14 protein-coding genes are annotated in these 14,083 nt (G+C 60.4%); 6 read left to right on the top strand and 8 right to left on the bottom strand.

The window, feature by feature from the left end:
• Positions 1–37: 37 nt before the first annotated feature.
• From BM132_RS04655 to BM132_RS04640, 4 genes are all read right to left on the bottom strand, one after another.
• Positions 38–1,189 carry an acyl-CoA dehydrogenase family protein gene (locus BM132_RS04655; RefSeq protein ID WP_092453623.1) on the bottom strand — a complete coding sequence of 384 codons (1,152 nt, stop codon included), beginning with the start codon at positions 1,187–1,189 and terminating at the stop codon, positions 38–40.
• 3 nt (positions 1,190–1,192) lie between these two features.
• Positions 1,193–2,299, bottom strand: a complete 1,107-nt coding sequence (locus BM132_RS04650; RefSeq protein WP_092453621.1) for an enoyl-CoA hydratase/isomerase family protein — start codon at positions 2,297–2,299, stop codon at positions 1,193–1,195.
• A gap of 134 nt (positions 2,300–2,433) precedes the next feature.
• Entirely contained in the window at positions 2,434–3,141 is a 708-nt protein-coding gene (locus BM132_RS04645) for an HPP family protein (protein WP_092453619.1), read from the bottom strand.
• A 172-nt stretch (positions 3,142–3,313) separates the two neighbouring features.
• The gene (locus tag BM132_RS04640; RefSeq protein WP_092453617.1) at positions 3,314–4,693 is read right to left on the bottom strand and encodes a UDP-glucose dehydrogenase family protein; all 1,380 of its coding nucleotides are present in this window, start codon (positions 4,691–4,693) and stop codon (positions 3,314–3,316) included.
• Positions 4,694–4,880: 187 nt separating this feature from the next.
• Here BM132_RS04640 and BM132_RS04635 point away from each other — a divergent pair, with 187 nt between their 5' ends.
• From BM132_RS04635 to BM132_RS28425, 6 genes are read left to right on the top strand one after another with little or no spacing between them, the layout of a single operon-like run.
• Positions 4,881–5,567, top strand: coding sequence for a hypothetical protein (locus BM132_RS04635; RefSeq protein ID WP_092453615.1), 687 nt, complete (start codon positions 4,881–4,883; stop codon positions 5,565–5,567).
• Between the two features lie 23 nt (positions 5,568–5,590).
• The gene (locus BM132_RS04630; RefSeq protein ID WP_177193349.1) at positions 5,591–6,109 is read left to right on the top strand and encodes a DUF4123 domain-containing protein; all 519 of its coding nucleotides are present in this window, start codon (positions 5,591–5,593) and stop codon (positions 6,107–6,109) included.
• A gap of 49 nt (positions 6,110–6,158) precedes the next feature.
• On the top strand, positions 6,159–6,935 hold the full coding sequence (locus tag BM132_RS04625; RefSeq protein WP_092453613.1) for a GNAT family N-acetyltransferase: 777 nt from the start codon (positions 6,159–6,161) through the stop codon (positions 6,933–6,935).
• Between the two features lie 10 nt (positions 6,936–6,945).
• The gene (locus BM132_RS04620; RefSeq protein WP_092453611.1) at positions 6,946–7,356 is read left to right on the top strand and encodes a hypothetical protein; all 411 of its coding nucleotides are present in this window, start codon (positions 6,946–6,948) and stop codon (positions 7,354–7,356) included.
• A 22-nt stretch (positions 7,357–7,378) separates the two neighbouring features.
• On the top strand, positions 7,379–8,407 hold the full coding sequence (locus BM132_RS04615; RefSeq protein WP_092453609.1) for a carboxypeptidase-like regulatory domain-containing protein: 1,029 nt from the start codon (positions 7,379–7,381) through the stop codon (positions 8,405–8,407).
• Between the two features lie 16 nt (positions 8,408–8,423).
• On the top strand, positions 8,424–10,520 hold the full coding sequence (locus BM132_RS28425; RefSeq protein ID WP_092453607.1) for a hypothetical protein: 2,097 nt from the start codon (positions 8,424–8,426) through the stop codon (positions 10,518–10,520).
• 149 nt (positions 10,521–10,669) lie between these two features.
• Here BM132_RS28425 and phnE read toward each other — a convergent pair whose 3' ends face one another.
• Genes phnE through BM132_RS04590 form a run of 4 tightly spaced genes read right to left on the bottom strand, consistent with a single transcriptional unit; the run spans position 10,670 to position 13,900 of the window.
• Positions 10,670–11,437, bottom strand: a complete 768-nt coding sequence (gene phnE / locus BM132_RS04605) for a phosphonate ABC transporter, permease protein PhnE (RefSeq protein WP_092453605.1) — start codon at positions 11,435–11,437, stop codon at positions 10,670–10,672.
• The gene (locus BM132_RS04600) at positions 11,434–12,261 is read right to left on the bottom strand and encodes a PhnE/PtxC family ABC transporter permease (protein WP_092453603.1); all 828 of its coding nucleotides are present in this window, start codon (positions 12,259–12,261) and stop codon (positions 11,434–11,436) included. The genes phnE and BM132_RS04600 overlap by 4 nt, the downstream gene beginning before the upstream one ends.
• Entirely contained in the window at positions 12,255–13,052 is a 798-nt protein-coding gene (locus tag BM132_RS04595; RefSeq protein WP_092453601.1) for a phosphonate ABC transporter ATP-binding protein, read from the bottom strand. The genes BM132_RS04600 and BM132_RS04595 overlap by 7 nt, the downstream gene beginning before the upstream one ends.
• Positions 13,049–13,900: a putative selenate ABC transporter substrate-binding protein gene (locus BM132_RS04590; protein WP_092453598.1), complete on the bottom strand. Its 852-nt coding sequence runs from the start codon at positions 13,898–13,900 to the stop codon at positions 13,049–13,051. Before BM132_RS04590 ends, BM132_RS04595 begins: the two co-directional genes overlap by 4 nt.
• Between the last annotated feature and the right edge of the window lie 183 nt (positions 13,901–14,083).

Genomic DNA, 14,083 nt, shown 5'->3' with positions numbered 1-14,083 from the left:
TGTGGGAGCGAGCCTGCTCGCGATGCTTTTGCAGCCATCACACCAGGTAGTGTTTCAACTCCCGGGCGATGACCATCCGCTGGATCTCGCTCGATCCTTCATAGATCTGGGTAATCCGCGCATCGCGGTAGTAACGCTCCACCGGATAATCCTCTAGATAGCCGTACCCACCATGAATCTGTATCGCCGAGGAGCAGACTTTTTCGGCCATTTCCGAGGCAAACAGCTTGGCCTGGGAGGCCTCCGACAGGCATGGTTTGCCGGCGCTGCGCAGGCGGGCGGCATGGAGGATCAGCAAGCGGGCGGCGTTCAGCCGGGTGTGCATGTCGGCCAGCAGGTTGGCGATGCTCTGGTGTTCGATGATCGGCTTGTCGAACTGCACCCGGTCCCGCGAGTAAGCCAGGGCTGCTTCAAACGCCGCACGGGCGATGCCCAGGGCCTGCGCCGCGATGCCGATGCGGCCGCCTTCGAGGTTGGACAAGGCGATTGCCAGGCCTTTGCCTCGTGCTCCCAACAGGTTGGCTTCGGGGACGCTGCAGTTGCTCAAGGTGACGGCGCAGGTGTCCGAGGCGCGAATGCCCATCTTGTGTTCGGTGCGATCGACGATGAACCCCGGCGTATCGGTGGGCACCAGAAACGCGGAAATGCCTTTCTTGCCGAGCTCCGGGTCCGTCACCGCAAAGACAATCGCCAGTTTCGCGCGCTTGCCGTTGCTGACGAATTGCTTGGCGCCATTGATGACCCATTGGCCGTCCCGCAGTTCGGCGCGGGTGCGCAGGTTGTGGGCTTCGGACCCAGCCTGGGGTTCGGTCAGGCAGAAGCAGCCAATGGCTTGGCCGCTGGCCAGATCGGCCAGCCAGGTCTGTTTCTGCTCTTCAGTGCCGTAATTGAGGACCGGCCCGCAACCCACCGAGTTGTGAATGCTCATCAGCGCCCCGGTGGCGCCATCGCCCGCGGAGATTTCTTCCACCGCGAGGGCATAGGCCACGTAATCAACGTAGGTGCCGCCCCATTCCTCGGGCACCACCATGCCCAGCAGACCCAGTTCACCCATCTTCGCCACCAGGGCGTCGTCGATCCAGCCGGCTTTTTCCCAGGCCTGGGCATGGGGGGCGATCTCGCCACGGGCAAAATCCCGGGCCATGTCGCGGATCATCACTTGTTCTTCGGTCAGCTCAAGGTCGTGCATGGTTCAGTTCCCGTGGTCGTCGAAGCCGTCGAAGAAACTCGCCACATGGCGCTTGTCCAGCGCCTCCAGCGTCGGCGGGTTCCAGCGCGGGTTCTTGTCTTTGTCGATGAGCAAGGCGCGCACGCCTTCGATCAGGTCGCCGCGCTCGAACCATTGGCGGTCCAGATGCAGTTCCAGGGCAAAACAGTCTTCCAGGCTCAAATGCCGGCCGCGCCGTAGCATTTCCAGGGTCACGGCCATGGCCAGGGGCGAGCGGGTCTCCAGCAGGTCGGCGGTTTTCAGCGCCCACTCATGGCTGTTGGCGACGGTGACCTGTCGCAACTGCTCCACCATGCTTGGCACGTCCGCAAGAGCAAAGAAGTGATCGATGGCCGAGCGCAGGTCGGCCAGAGGCGGGGCAGGCAACTGCTGCATGCCGAGTTTCGCCAGCAGGCCTTGCAGATCTTTGAGGGGGGCGTCGTGCCATTCCAGGCGGTCGAGGCGCTCATCGAGCCGATCGAGCTTGTCGCTGTCCAGATACCAGTCGGCCAGCCCGCAATACAGCGCGTCAGCAGCACCGATCTGTACGCCACTGACCCCCAGGTAGATGCCCAGTTCGCCAGAAATGCGCGGCAGGAAATAGCTGCCCCCGACGTCGGGGAAGTACCCGATGGCGACTTCCGGCATGCCCAGGCGGCTACGTTCGGTCACCACCCGCAGGTCGGCGCCTTGTGCCAAGCCCATGCCGCCGCCCAGGACGAAACCATCCATCAAGGCGAGGATCGGTTTGCGGTAATGATGAATCGTCAGGTCGAGGGCGTATTCCTCGACGAAGAAGTCTTGGTGCAGGTTGTCGCCCTGCTTGTGGCTGTCATACAGCGAGCGGATATCGCCGCCGGCGCAAAACGCCTTGTCGCCGGCACCGCGCAGTACCACGGCGCGGATCTGTGGGTCCAGAGCCCAGGTATCGAGTTGCTGCCGCAAGCTGCGCACCATACCCAGCGTCAGGGCGTTGAGGCCGGCGGGGCGGTTCAGGGTCAAGTGGCCGATATGGTTGCGCACTTCGACCAGCACTTCATGAGCCACGGCTTCGATGGGTCCCGAGGCTTGTGATGAAACCTGAGCTGTCATCGCTAACTCCCTGCTTTTATTGTTCTTTATGAATTGTGTCGCGCGTACCCGGTCAGGATCGTACCAGTGCAAATTTGCCTTGCACAACCGGGATACGTGCAGGTCCTGTCTGCATATTTATAGCAGCCACAGGTTCAGCCGCGACCCGAGAGCACTTGCGTGATGCTGCGACGCCTGGCATTGCGTTCGCTGGCGTGGATCAATTGCTCGAGATCTTCGGGGGTTACGTCAAAGAATGCTTCCATTTGCTCAAGAGCGAGCTTCAAGTCCTCAGCCGTAATGGCCTGACTGTCGACGGGGGACTGGTCGGCGGGAATGACCGGCGTCGGCTCGCTGGCTCGCTTGGGATAGCGCACGCGCGTCAGGTTGTTGTAGGCCAATGCACTCAAGAGCAGGGTGGAGCCGGCCAGCATGGCGGCGCCGACGGCCTGCCAGTCCAAGGCGATGATCGACGGATCGGCCAATACCATCGTCGCTGCCAGGGCGCCCGCCGGAGGGTGCAGGCAACGCAACCAGCACATCAACACCAGCGCCATGCCGGCCGCCAGGCAGGCGCTCCCCAGGGTGCGGCCCAGGACATGGGCCACCAGCAATGCCAGCACCGAGGCGCACAGGTAACCGCCGAAGATCGACCAGGGCTGGGCGAGGGCGCCTGAAGAGACGGCGAACAACAGCACGGCCGAGGCGCCGAGCGGGCCAATCAGGTGTTGCGCCACTTCAAGGCCGAAGACCTGGCTACACAGCCACACACTGAACATCGTCCCCAGCGCCATGCCGATGGCGGCCCGGCTCCATTCGGTGGGGCGGGTATTGATAGCAGCGGGGAACCAGCGCGAAAGCATTCAGCGAAAATCCAAAAAACGAACAAAAAAAGGGGCTTACGGGAGAATCCCTGAAAGCCCTTTAAGTGTTCCAACAGTTGGGGGAGGAACGATGCACAGTGTGCCGTTCGCGGCCCTTGCTTACAAATTCATATTAATGCTGTTTGAGTGCACTTATTTTGAAGTAAAGGAATCATGCGCTTTTGGAAGCTTGAAACCAGGTTTGCTGAGCAATCGGCAGGTTGCACGATTGCCCACGCCCTATGGGGAAATAGGTAAAGCCCTTGTCTGCCATGCGGTCCGGGTCATACAGGTTACGGCCATCGAAAATCACCGCAGCCTTGAGTCGTTGCTGGATCAGATCGAAATCCGGCGCCTTGAACGGTTGCCATTCGGTGCAGATCACCAGTGCATCGGCCCCCGGCAAAACCGATTCCGGCGTGCCCATCAACATCAGCTTCGATTCGTCGGGATACAGTTGCTGGGTCTGCTGCATGGCCTCCGGGTCAAAGGCGCGGACACTGGCGCCGGCACCCCACAACGCCTCCAGAAGGGTACGACTCGGTGCGTCGCGCATGTCGTCGGTGTTGGGCTTGAAGGCCAAGCCCCACACTGCAAACGTTCTACCGCGCAAATCGCCTTGGTAGAACGCCTGGATGCGTTCGAACAGCTTGTGTTTCTGCCGTTGGTTGATGGTTTCCACTGCTTGCAACAGATCGCTGGAGCAGTGGGCTTGCTCGGCCGTGTGGATCAGCGCACGCATGTCCTTGGGAAAACACGAGCCACCGTAGCCGCAGCCTGGGTAAATGAAGTGATAACCGATGCGCGAGTCCGCACCGATTCCCAGGCGCACGGCTTCGATGTCAGCACCCAGGTGTTCCGCCAGCTCCGCGATCTGGTTGATGAAACTGATCTTCGTCGCCAGCATGCCGTTGGCTGCGTATTTGGTCAGCTCGGCGCTGCGCAGGTCCATGAACAGAATCCGGTCATGGTTGCGATTGAAGGGCGCATACAAATCGCGCATGGTGTCGCGCACCTCATCGCGTTCGCAGCCGATCACGATGCGATCCGGGCGGCGACAATCGGCCACCGCCGAGCCTTCCTTGAGAAACTCGGGGTTGGACACGATATCGAACTGCAACAAACGGCCGGCCTTGAGCAGGCATTTGTCGATGTGCGCCCGCAAGGCATCGCCGGTGCCCACCGGTACGGTCGACTTCTCGACGACAAGGACTGGTTGTTCGCGGTAACGAGCGACCGCCTCACCGACGGCCAGGACCTGACTCAAATCGGCCGAGCCATCTTCCCTGGAAGGTGTACCCACGGCGATGAACAGCACCTGGCCGTGCTGCACGGCAAGCTGGTCATCGTGGGTGAAATGCAGGCGTCCGGCCTCCAGCCCCTCACGCACCAGCGCGGCCAGACCGGGTTCGAAGATACTCACCTGGCCCTGGCGCAGGCTTTCGACTTTCTGTTCGTCTATGTCCATGCACACCACGTCATGGCCCACCTCGGCCAACACGGCCGCTTGCACCAATCCCACGTAACCACTACCGAATACACTGATTTTCATGGCGGACTCCCTGGATCATTTCCGAACGGGCAGGCACGTACAACCCGCACATCGCCGCAATGCGCGCATCTGCAGAATAAGTCGGGGATATTTCAGTTCGCTGACAGGCTGCAACCGCGTGGGAGGTAGCGCTTCGAGTCCGGTCACTTTCATTACAGCGGAATTTAGTTCTGGAGCAGCTTGAGCGATGCTGCTATACAAAGTTTGCGGGTGCTCAACGCACAATGTCCTCCACATTGCACGTGTCGAGGCGTTCTGGCGGGCCGATAGCGAAAGATCTGGAAGGGAAGAGAAACAGGGATCAGTTCATTTCCATCAAAGGGATTGTCAGACGATGCGGTTGTGTTTATTCAGCGGGTTGGACCGCATCGAAGTGGGTGAGCGAGGCAGTTTTGGTGACAGGCAGCCCGAATCAAATAGGGGCCGCGAAAGCTACGATGGTCTTGCAGTCAAGCTGAGCCTGCATGAGAGCTGGCAGGTGGAAAGCTTTGTTCGTCGGTATTTGCGCGGTGCTGGTCATATACACCGGCTACGCGCTTTATTATCCAGCCAGGTTTCCCTGATCCAGGTTCTGGGTGATGAAGAGGTTCTGCGACAGGTTGCGAACCACCTCCAGAACGGGAATTTATGTGCCTATTTTTATAAGCACGAGCCGACGAAGCCCATCAGGCTGCCGGGGGGAGGGGTAGATAGTGCGGTTCGGGGCGCTGAACCTGCAAGAGCCGTGAAGCCGGTGGTGACCAGAGAGCAACTTCAGGTCATCGCCCCAGCCGCAGTTGAGGAAACTCACGCCCAGCAGGACCTTGAGGCGGCCAGGCTTGAGGCCGCGGCGAGGGAAGCAATCCCGCTCCTTGAGGTTTGCCCCACCCCATGAACGCCTGCGCGCTAGACCGACTGATGACACTGCTGTGGCCAGACGAAGGTGATTATTCTGGCCAACAGGTCTATTGGTTGCTCGACGGAGCGCGCGATCCCCGGATTTCAAAAATGGTTCGTTACGGCGAACTCACATTCTGGTGCTTATACTCCGGCTGGCTGACCCCGCGCCTACGGGCAGCGGCACCCTATCTTGTAAAGCTAACACCTGGGTCACCCGCGACGATGGCGATGCTTGGCAACGGCTGGGGACGAGCCTGGGGGATATTCATCGTCGCGCCGGCCTCAGTGGATATGTTCCACATACGGTTACATTGTAAAAAACTCCTTCACGTTCAAACACGGGAGGGAAAACGGCTGGTATTTCGTTATTACGACCCACGGGTGCTGTCGATCTTCCTGCCGACCTGTACCCATGAGGAGTTCACGAAATTTCTCGGGCCGTTGAAGCGACTGCTCGTCGAATCGGAGGAGGGCGCGCGCTGGACATCGTTTGACAGCCAGGCTCAGACCATGCGCGTGTTGTCAGGGGCGTTCTGATCACGTCATCACCCAACACGACAAGACAGTGGAGGCAGGGACGACCGGCATGAGCACGCAGGCTGAACGGAGCGTCGCGCAAAGGCGGATGCGGCAGGGATTGCGATGGTGGCGGCTGGGCCTTCAGGACCGCGCTGCGGAGTGTTTTGCCACTGCCGCACAACTGGTGCCGGAGAACGCACAATACCGTGTCCAGCAGGGCGAGCTGGCTCGGTGGCGGCAAAACTGCCAGCGCCTGATTGGCGGTGACGTGGTGAGTGATCCGACTTTATCGGCGAAGAGCATGTACCTGAGCGTGCTAGGAGTGCAGCACGCGGCCTGGCTCTACGAGGCGCAGCGGCAGGCCGACTTGGCGGCATCGGCGGGGGTACCTCGACTTCATTGCCTGGCGGACGCTCAACGCTATATCCACGAAGCGGGAATGCGCCCCGACGAACTGTTGGCGATAGCAGTTTTCTGCCGCACTTCAGGTTTTGTCGGCTCGATACGCTTGTGCCTCGCTGGACGAGCCGCGCTGATGACCTACTGGATCACGCCCCGACAACAGGGGCAAGGCTTTGGCACGGGGGCTTTGGAGCTGACGCGGACGTTGGCGAGTCTTCGCGGCATACAGCATATTTTCGCGGTCACGCAGCCAGCCAATTTTCAGTCGCGGGCTGCACTGGCCAAGGCCGGATTCAACACCATCGCCACCGTACCTGCCATGGATCGCCTGCTTGAACTGTGGTGCGCCGGTCCCAGGGAGGATATCGGCAGGCAAGTGTGCGACACGGCGAGCGCGGTGTTCAGGCGCTTTTTCCAGGGAAAAACGTCTGGAGAACCTTGAGGGGCGTTTTATGTTTTTCATTCGAGACGAGCAACTGTCCGCCTTGGCCACCGTGACACGACAAACCTTCGTCGCGTTAGCCTGCGAACATCTGCGGCGGCACTTTCCGGATGTTGATGCTGAACGTGGGGATCTCTGGCCAGGGCGCGTGGAGCGGGCTCTGACGCAGGCGGCCGCGCTGGGGCTTCATAGTGCTCATCTGCAATGGCGGTTTCTTCATCTGTCCGCGGTCACGGACTGGGATTTTATCAAACGACCGCAGCTGCAGTGGGTCATGCAGACTCTCACCGACCCTCGTGTAAGCAGCGCTTCGGAGCGCCTGGATCGGGCTTTCGATGAGCTTCGTTATCGCGTCGCCACGCAAGTTGCCAACGAGGCGCTGGTGCAAGGCAGCGTTGACACCCACCCTGCGCACGAATGACGTTGCGCTTTATTGGAGCTCTATGGACCCACGCCTGCTTGCCCAACTGGATGACGCCGAACGCGCCAGCGACGCCGCGAACCGGCCTGCTGAAACGAGCGGGCCTGTGATGGGCTGTCCCCAGACGTCTTCGCATGCCATTGAAGTCCTGGTGGTGGGCGAGGATGAGCAACCTCTCGTCGATGTCGCGGTGGCACTGCACGATGGGCCGACGCGCGCGCGGTACAGCGTGACAAGACACTCGGGGCAGGTACGATTTGAGGGGCTTTCGCCCGGTAACTTCACGTTGACCTTTCCGGACTGGGACCGTGACGCCTGGATTGCACTTCGTCAGGAGAGCATCGTCCCTTCCATCCAAGGGCCCCTGGCACCCATCACCTGGGAACCGAGGAGGGACGTGGTTACAAATGTAATCGAACACACGGTTCTAGCGGGCGAATGCCTCGCCGACCTGGCGTTCCGGCACGGTTTCGCGTTGCGTACGCTATGGGAAGCACTGCCCAACGTGGCGCTGCGAGAGGCTGGGCGCAGTCCCTATCTGTTGCAGCCCGGTGAGTCAGTGCATATTCCCGAACGTAGGCAGAACTCGATGCTGGCCACGCTGGACACGCGCCATATCGTGAAGCGCAAGGATGTCCCTGAGACGTTTCAGGTGCGATTCCTCGACTGGCGAGGTGAACCCAGGCGAGATTTGCCCTGTATTGTGCGGACCCTCTCGGCCGACGGAAAACCACTGCCCGATCGCCCTGGTCGGCTGGATGGCGATGGCGTATTGAAGCACTCCATTGCCCCGGATGCGGTAACGGTGGAGGTGCTCTTGCAGACTGGGTTTCTCGTCGAGCCCTACGTTTTCCAGCTCGGACACATCGATCCCGCGGACTCGGACAGCGGTTTCGCCGGACGTGCCCAGGCGCTGGGATTCAGCCAACGCCACGACCGTGCACTACAACCAGAGGAACTCGCCTGGATGTGTCAGGTACTAGGCGAGGAGTCGCTCGATGATCTGAGCGAGGTCTTGAAACGTCGCCTCGCGGCCCTTTATCGCAGCTAAAGCGCAGGAGCCCCCTATGGAACTGGCGCCGGTCCCGGACAGACAACGTTATGCACTGCTGATCTCGTTCGGGGCCGCGGTCAACATCGACATCCGCAACGGCGATGGCGCCTATTACAACTGGATGTTGGATTTCTTCCGTTCGGCGAGCAGCTCCCAGGCCGCGTGTGTCAGAGGGTTTCATGCGATGGCCTCGCAAACCGTTACTCAACCGGAGAACCAGGAGGAATTCAATCAAGTGACGCTGGAGGCCGTGGATGATCTGATCAGGCATTCACTGGGCGTCCCCGTTGTGGTGGTGAACTGGCATATGAGGTTCACCGGTCAGGCAAACGCCCACACGGGACGCGGTATTCATAAGGGACTGGTGGAAAGCATCAAAGCTCTATGCAAAAAGTCCGGTAAGGAGTGCCGGTTTATCCTGACGGTGCATGAGTTCCGCGGCCAGGGCATGCTTAAAAAACTCAGCCCCCACCTGGACGGCATAATCGCACTGAACCCCACTGTCCGCCTTGAACTTGTCCGTTTGCTGGGAGGCGCCGCCCAGGTGATTCATCTGTCCCAGGTGCCCAACTTCATGCGCACACAGAGTGGCGAGGCCGCGGATGCCTTGCGAAGAGGCCTGGCACTCGGTCCTGAAATATTCCCTCGTTCAGGCGGCGGGGCCTCAAGTTCAAGTTCAAGTTCAAGTTCAAGTTCAAGTTCAAGTTTGAGCATCGGAGGAGGTAGTTCCAGTTCCAGTTCGAGTTCCGAGAGCACGACGAAACTGCCTGCAACGGGATTTGACTACGATGTAGTGATTGGCCACTGGATAGCACGATTGAAAGAAACCACCCGACACGCTCCCCCATCGTCATCGTCATCGTCATCGACAGCTATCAGCCGTTTGCCCCCAAACCCGCATCGCGAACTGAAAGGTATTCTGATTTTCGGGACTATTTGTGGCAGGCATGTCACGGCGGCAACGTTGCGGGCGCTGGCGTTGGCCATTGGAGAAAGGGCCGAAGTATTTGACGATCAGTTCAAGGTCGTGATTGCCGGAAACCCGAAAAACAAGGGGTTGATGGCCTCTTTCAAGTCACTGATTGAAGAAGAAGGATTAACCAATATCTCGATTATCAACGCGATCGACACCCTCGATGGTCTCGCTTGTGTGAAGTATGCAATTTCCTTCGACACGGATGGCTATCGGGATAACGCTTCGGCCATGATCAATGTGATTCGTGCGGGGTTCCTGCTGTTCTCTCGACGGAGTGCGGAGGAGAAAGCATTCTATAGGGGCGTCGCTGTTGCCGAGACAGACGAAGACTTGATCAAGCGAGCCCTCGATATCATTGCGGAGTGTGAGGGGGAGAATGGCGACAATCGGCGTGCTTACTATCTCGCCGCGCAGCAGGGACGCTCCAGGCGAGCGGCGCCCGACAGAGTAGGAGAGGCCCTCGACCAAATCTTCCATGTCATCGCTTTTCCGCGTGCCGTGTTGCCACATCCCCGTGGCGTTCTGGGCACGGTCTTGCCGTCGACCTTGGGTGATGTGGACCCGGATTTTGATGACATGGAGGTATCCAGCATTCCTTGGTTAGACGAGGAGGAAGACCCGGACTTGTCTCCTCTCCCATATCCCTCCCAGGATGATGATTTGGGTGACGGACGCACACGGCAGCAGCGGGAGATGTACTACTACGGATATGACGACGATGACGATGACGATGACGATGACGACGGGGATTTTGAGGAAGAAGAGGAGGGCGATGACGAGGACAGTATTGCCCCTTCCACGGTACCGGTTCAGCCAGCGCTTCCCGTTGTCTTTGCTTCGAATATCCAAGACGGACATGAAAGCTCTTCTTCCGATAACGATGAAGATCACGATGAAGATGAAGATGAAGATGAAGAGGATCCCTATTTTTCTCCTCTCTTGTATCCCGCCCAGGATGATGATCTGGGTGACGAACGCACACGGCAGCAGCGGGAGATGTACTACTACGGATATGACGATGACGATGATGAGGGTGACGAGGACGAGGACGAGGACGACCTAGACGAAGAGGAGGATGACGAGGGGGACGAGGATGACGAGAACGAGTCGAGGAGGAAGAGAAGGCGAAGGTAAGATCGAAAGTTGTCGCTTGGTAATGGCGGCAGCTGAATTATCCTCTTCATAAGACTGCTTGCTCCTGCCTGGAGAATCCGACGCCAGATCGCTGGCATCGGGTTTTATTGGGTCCTTGAGCGACAGATGATTGCGCGGATCTGTAGCCGTCAGGCCTTGACCCAGCGCTGACGGCTCCAACTGCTCAGCGTATCGACCGCAAGGACCAGCAACAGCATCGCCAGAATCACCGTGCTGGCCTGCGCCTCCTGGAACAGGCTGAGGCTGACATAAAGCATTTGCCCCAATCCGCCAGCGCCGACGAAGCCGAGCACGCTGGCCATGCGGATGTTGTTCTCCCAGCGGTACAGGCTGTAGGCCAACAGCTGCGGCATCAGGTTGGGCAGGGTGCCGTAACAGAACGCCCACACGGCATTGCCGCCTTGCAGGCGAATGGCTTCGGCCGGTTCTGGTGGGGTGTTTTCCAGCGCTTCGGCAAACAGCCGACCGAGCACGCCGGTGGTGTGCAGGGCCAATGCCAGGGTGCCGGCATTGGGGCCCAGCCCTGCAGCCAGGACCATCAGCGCCGCCCACACCAGTTCAGGAACCGCGCGCATGGCGTTGAGTATCAGGCGCGAGGCGCTTTGCATCGGCCAACCGAAGCGTCCAGCGGCAGGCAAGGCCAATACCAGGCCGAACACCGCCGCAAGCAGGGTGCCAAGGGCGGACATGGCGATGGTTTCCAGGGCTCCGTGGCCGATTGCTTTCAGATGGCTGGGGCTCAGGTCCGGGCTGAGAAAACGTTGGGCATAAGCGCCCATCCGGTTCAGGTTGCCGCTGTCGCCAAGCTGGCCGAGGTCGATGCCCAGATAGGCGAACGAGGCGACGACAGCTGCGCCGATGCACAGGAACAATAGCGCGTTGATCAGGCGGTTCATGCCAGCCTCCAGCGCAGCAGGCGACTGAGTTGATCGGCCAGCAGGACTAGGACGAGGAACGTCAACAGCATGCTGGCCACTTCACCACCGGCGAACATGCGCAACGACAGGTCCATTTGCTGGCCCAGGCCACCGGCACCGACGAAGCCCATCACCACCGAGGCGCGGATGGCGCACTCCCAGCGGTACACCGTGTAGGACAGCAGGTCCGCCGCGACATTGGGTAGGATCCCGTAGCAGAAGGCTGTCAGTCGGCCGCTGCCGGCCTGCAACAGCGCATGGGCCGGACGCTGGTCGACCGACTCGTAGATTTCCGCGTAGACCTTGCCCAACATGCCGCTGTAGGTGATGGCGATGGCCAGCACCCCGGCCGTCGGACCAAGGCCGACCGCGCGTACGAACAGCAGCGCCCAGACGATTTCCGGCACGCTGCGCAGGAAAATCAGCAGGCCGCGTACCGGCCAACGCAGCAGTTGCCCCCAATAGCCCGGTTGGCCGCCACGGGAGGCCGCCGACAGCGACAGGGCACGGCTGGCCAGCAGGCTGGCGGGAACGGCGAACAGCAATGCCAGGGCCATGCCGGCTGTGGCGATGGCCAGGGTCTGCAAGGTGGCTTGCAAGAGCAGCTCAATGAACGCATCGCCATGGGCTGGTGGCCAGAAGGCGGCGACAAACCGGCCCATCTCGCTTTGACTGTCGCTCGCCAGCAACACGCCAAGGTCCAGCTCGCTGAAGTGGATGCCTGGCCACAGCAGGACAAACGCCAACAGGCAGAGCAGCAGGCGAGGGCCGCTGGCGGGGTCTCGGGTATCGCGTGTCAGCATCGGGGGATCTGCACACTCAAGGGGGAGGGTGGTGCAGACGAGGGTTGCAACTGCTCATTGGCGTAAAGTTTGTCGAGCCGTTCACGGTCGACAGCATCGGTCGGCAGGTCGAACAGGATCTGTCCGTCACGCAGGCCGATGATCCGCGAAAAGTGCGCCAGGGCCAGGTCCACCGCATGCAGGCTGGCGACCAGGGTGACGTTGTGCTCCCGGGCATGGCGACAGAGCACTGAAAGGGTGTGCTCGGCCAGCACCGGATCCATGGCCGAAACCGGTTCATCGGCCAACAATACCTCGGGGGCCTGATACAGCACCCGGGCAATACCCACGCGTTGTAACTGGCCGCCAGAGAGTTGCTGGCATTGCGCGAACAGTTTGTCACCCAGATCCAGCCTGGCCAATGCCGCCCGTGCGCCGGAAACATCCAGCGGGTGCAGCAGATTCAGCAGGCTCTTGCCCATGCCCCATTGCCCCAGTTTGCCAGCGAGCACCGCCGTGACCACGCGCTGGCGCGGTGGCAGAGGCGGCGCTTGGTGAATCAGGCCGATGCGCGCGCGCAGGCGCTGTCGTTGGCGGGCAGACAACTGCCAGACTCGCTCACCGAGTACCTGCATTTCACCGCTCGCCGGTGGTAGGGCCGTGCCCAGCAGATTGAGCAGGCTCGATTTACCCGCGCCGGACGGACCGATGATGGCGACCTGTTCGCCGGCACCGATGTGCAGCTCCATGCCACGTAGCGCCTGGACGCCGTTGGCGTGGGTCACGCTGACCTGGGTCAGATCTAATGTCATTTGAGCAGTTCGGCGGCGCGTGCGGCTTCTTCGATGCCCTTGTAGTTCTCAGGCTTGGTTTCGATGAAGCGGCTGGCAGCCTGCAGATCGAGGATTTCCTTGTCCTTCGGATTTGCCGGGTCGAGTGCCAGGAAGGCTGCCTTGATTTTGGCTGCCAGCGCCGGGTCGAGCGTTCCGCGCACCGTCCAGTTGTAGTCGAAGTAGGCCGGGGTGGTGGCAAACACCTTGACCTTGGCGGTGTCGACCTTGCCGGCGGCGACCAGTTTTTCCCAGACGCTGGCGTTCAGTACCCCAGCGTCCACTTTACCGGCCTGGACCCAGGCGACGGTGGCGTCATGGGCGCCGGAGTAACCTACGCGGCTGAAGTAGCTTTCCGGCTTGATACCGTCCTGGAGCATGAAATAGCGCGGCATCAGGCTGCCAGAGGTGGAAGACACCGAACCGAATGCAAAGCTCTTGCCCTTGAGGTCGGCGAGGGATTTGACCGCCGGGTCGGCGCTGATGAATTTACTGGTGAATTGGGCGTCCTGCTCGCGTTGCACGAGCGGGATCGCATTACCGGTTTTCAAGCGCGCCTGCACGAACGTGAAGCCACCCAGCCAGGCCAGGTCGATGCGGTCGGTCGCCAGCGCCTCGACCACAGCCGGGTAGTCGCTCACGGGAATGAACTCGACTTTCATGCCGGTCTGTTGTTCCAGATACGCCCCCAAGGGCTTGAACTTGCGCAGCAGTTCGGTAGGGGCTTCATCGGGAATTGCACTGACTTTCAGGGTGTCGGCAGCCTGGGCCAGCAGGGCGCTGACAGACAGGGTCAAGCCGACGGCCAATGCCAGGGAACGCTTGAGCATGGAAAATCTCCGGTACGTTAACGCAAGAATATTGAAGCGCCAGGCACTCGCGAACAACCGCCTGGCGCTTTGTGAGGGTAGACGAATGAGTGTGCTAACGGTCGTTTTTGGCCGTGGTGAATCTCGGCCATCCAGTCACAATGCGCGGATCCTACAAGCTCAAACGCGCGATGCAAACAGTTC

The organism is Pseudomonas sp. NFACC45 (assembly GCF_900113505.1).
In the GTDB taxonomy this organism is placed as follows: Bacteria; Pseudomonadota; Gammaproteobacteria; order Pseudomonadales; family Pseudomonadaceae; genus Aquipseudomonas; species Aquipseudomonas tehranensis.
The sequence above is the reverse complement of the archived record's forward strand: the minus strand, read 5'-3'. Positions and strand labels throughout refer to the sequence as shown.

Bases quoted from the DNA above. Each gene is read 5' to 3' on its own strand.
- BM132_RS04655 (WP_092453623.1), bottom strand. From the start codon at position 1,189: ATGCACGACCTTGAGCTGACCGAAGAACAAGTGATGATCCGCGACATG.
- BM132_RS04650 (WP_092453621.1), bottom strand. From the start codon at position 2,299: ATGACAGCTCAGGTTTCATCACAAGCCTCGGGACCCATCGAAGCCGTG.
- BM132_RS04645 (WP_092453619.1), bottom strand. From the start codon at position 3,141: ATGCTTTCGCGCTGGTTCCCCGCTGCTATCAATACCCGCCCCACCGAA.
- BM132_RS04640 (WP_092453617.1), bottom strand. From the start codon at position 4,693: ATGAAAATCAGTGTATTCGGTAGTGGTTACGTGGGATTGGTGCAAGCG.
- BM132_RS04635 (WP_092453615.1), top strand. From the start codon at position 4,881: ATGCTGCTATACAAAGTTTGCGGGTGCTCAACGCACAATGTCCTCCAC.
- BM132_RS04630 (WP_177193349.1), top strand. From the start codon at position 5,591: ATGACACTGCTGTGGCCAGACGAAGGTGATTATTCTGGCCAACAGGTC.
- BM132_RS04625 (WP_092453613.1), top strand. From the start codon at position 6,159: ATGAGCACGCAGGCTGAACGGAGCGTCGCGCAAAGGCGGATGCGGCAG.
- BM132_RS04620 (WP_092453611.1), top strand. From the start codon at position 6,946: ATGTTTTTCATTCGAGACGAGCAACTGTCCGCCTTGGCCACCGTGACA.
- BM132_RS04615 (WP_092453609.1), top strand. From the start codon at position 7,379: ATGGACCCACGCCTGCTTGCCCAACTGGATGACGCCGAACGCGCCAGC.
- BM132_RS28425 (WP_092453607.1), top strand. From the start codon at position 8,424: ATGGAACTGGCGCCGGTCCCGGACAGACAACGTTATGCACTGCTGATC.
- phnE (WP_092453605.1), bottom strand. From the start codon at position 11,437: ATGAACCGCCTGATCAACGCGCTATTGTTCCTGTGCATCGGCGCAGCT.
- BM132_RS04600 (WP_092453603.1), bottom strand. From the start codon at position 12,261: ATGCTGACACGCGATACCCGAGACCCCGCCAGCGGCCCTCGCCTGCTG.
- BM132_RS04595 (WP_092453601.1), bottom strand. From the start codon at position 13,052: ATGACATTAGATCTGACCCAGGTCAGCGTGACCCACGCCAACGGCGTC.
- BM132_RS04590 (WP_092453598.1), bottom strand. From the start codon at position 13,900: ATGCTCAAGCGTTCCCTGGCATTGGCCGTCGGCTTGACCCTGTCTGTC.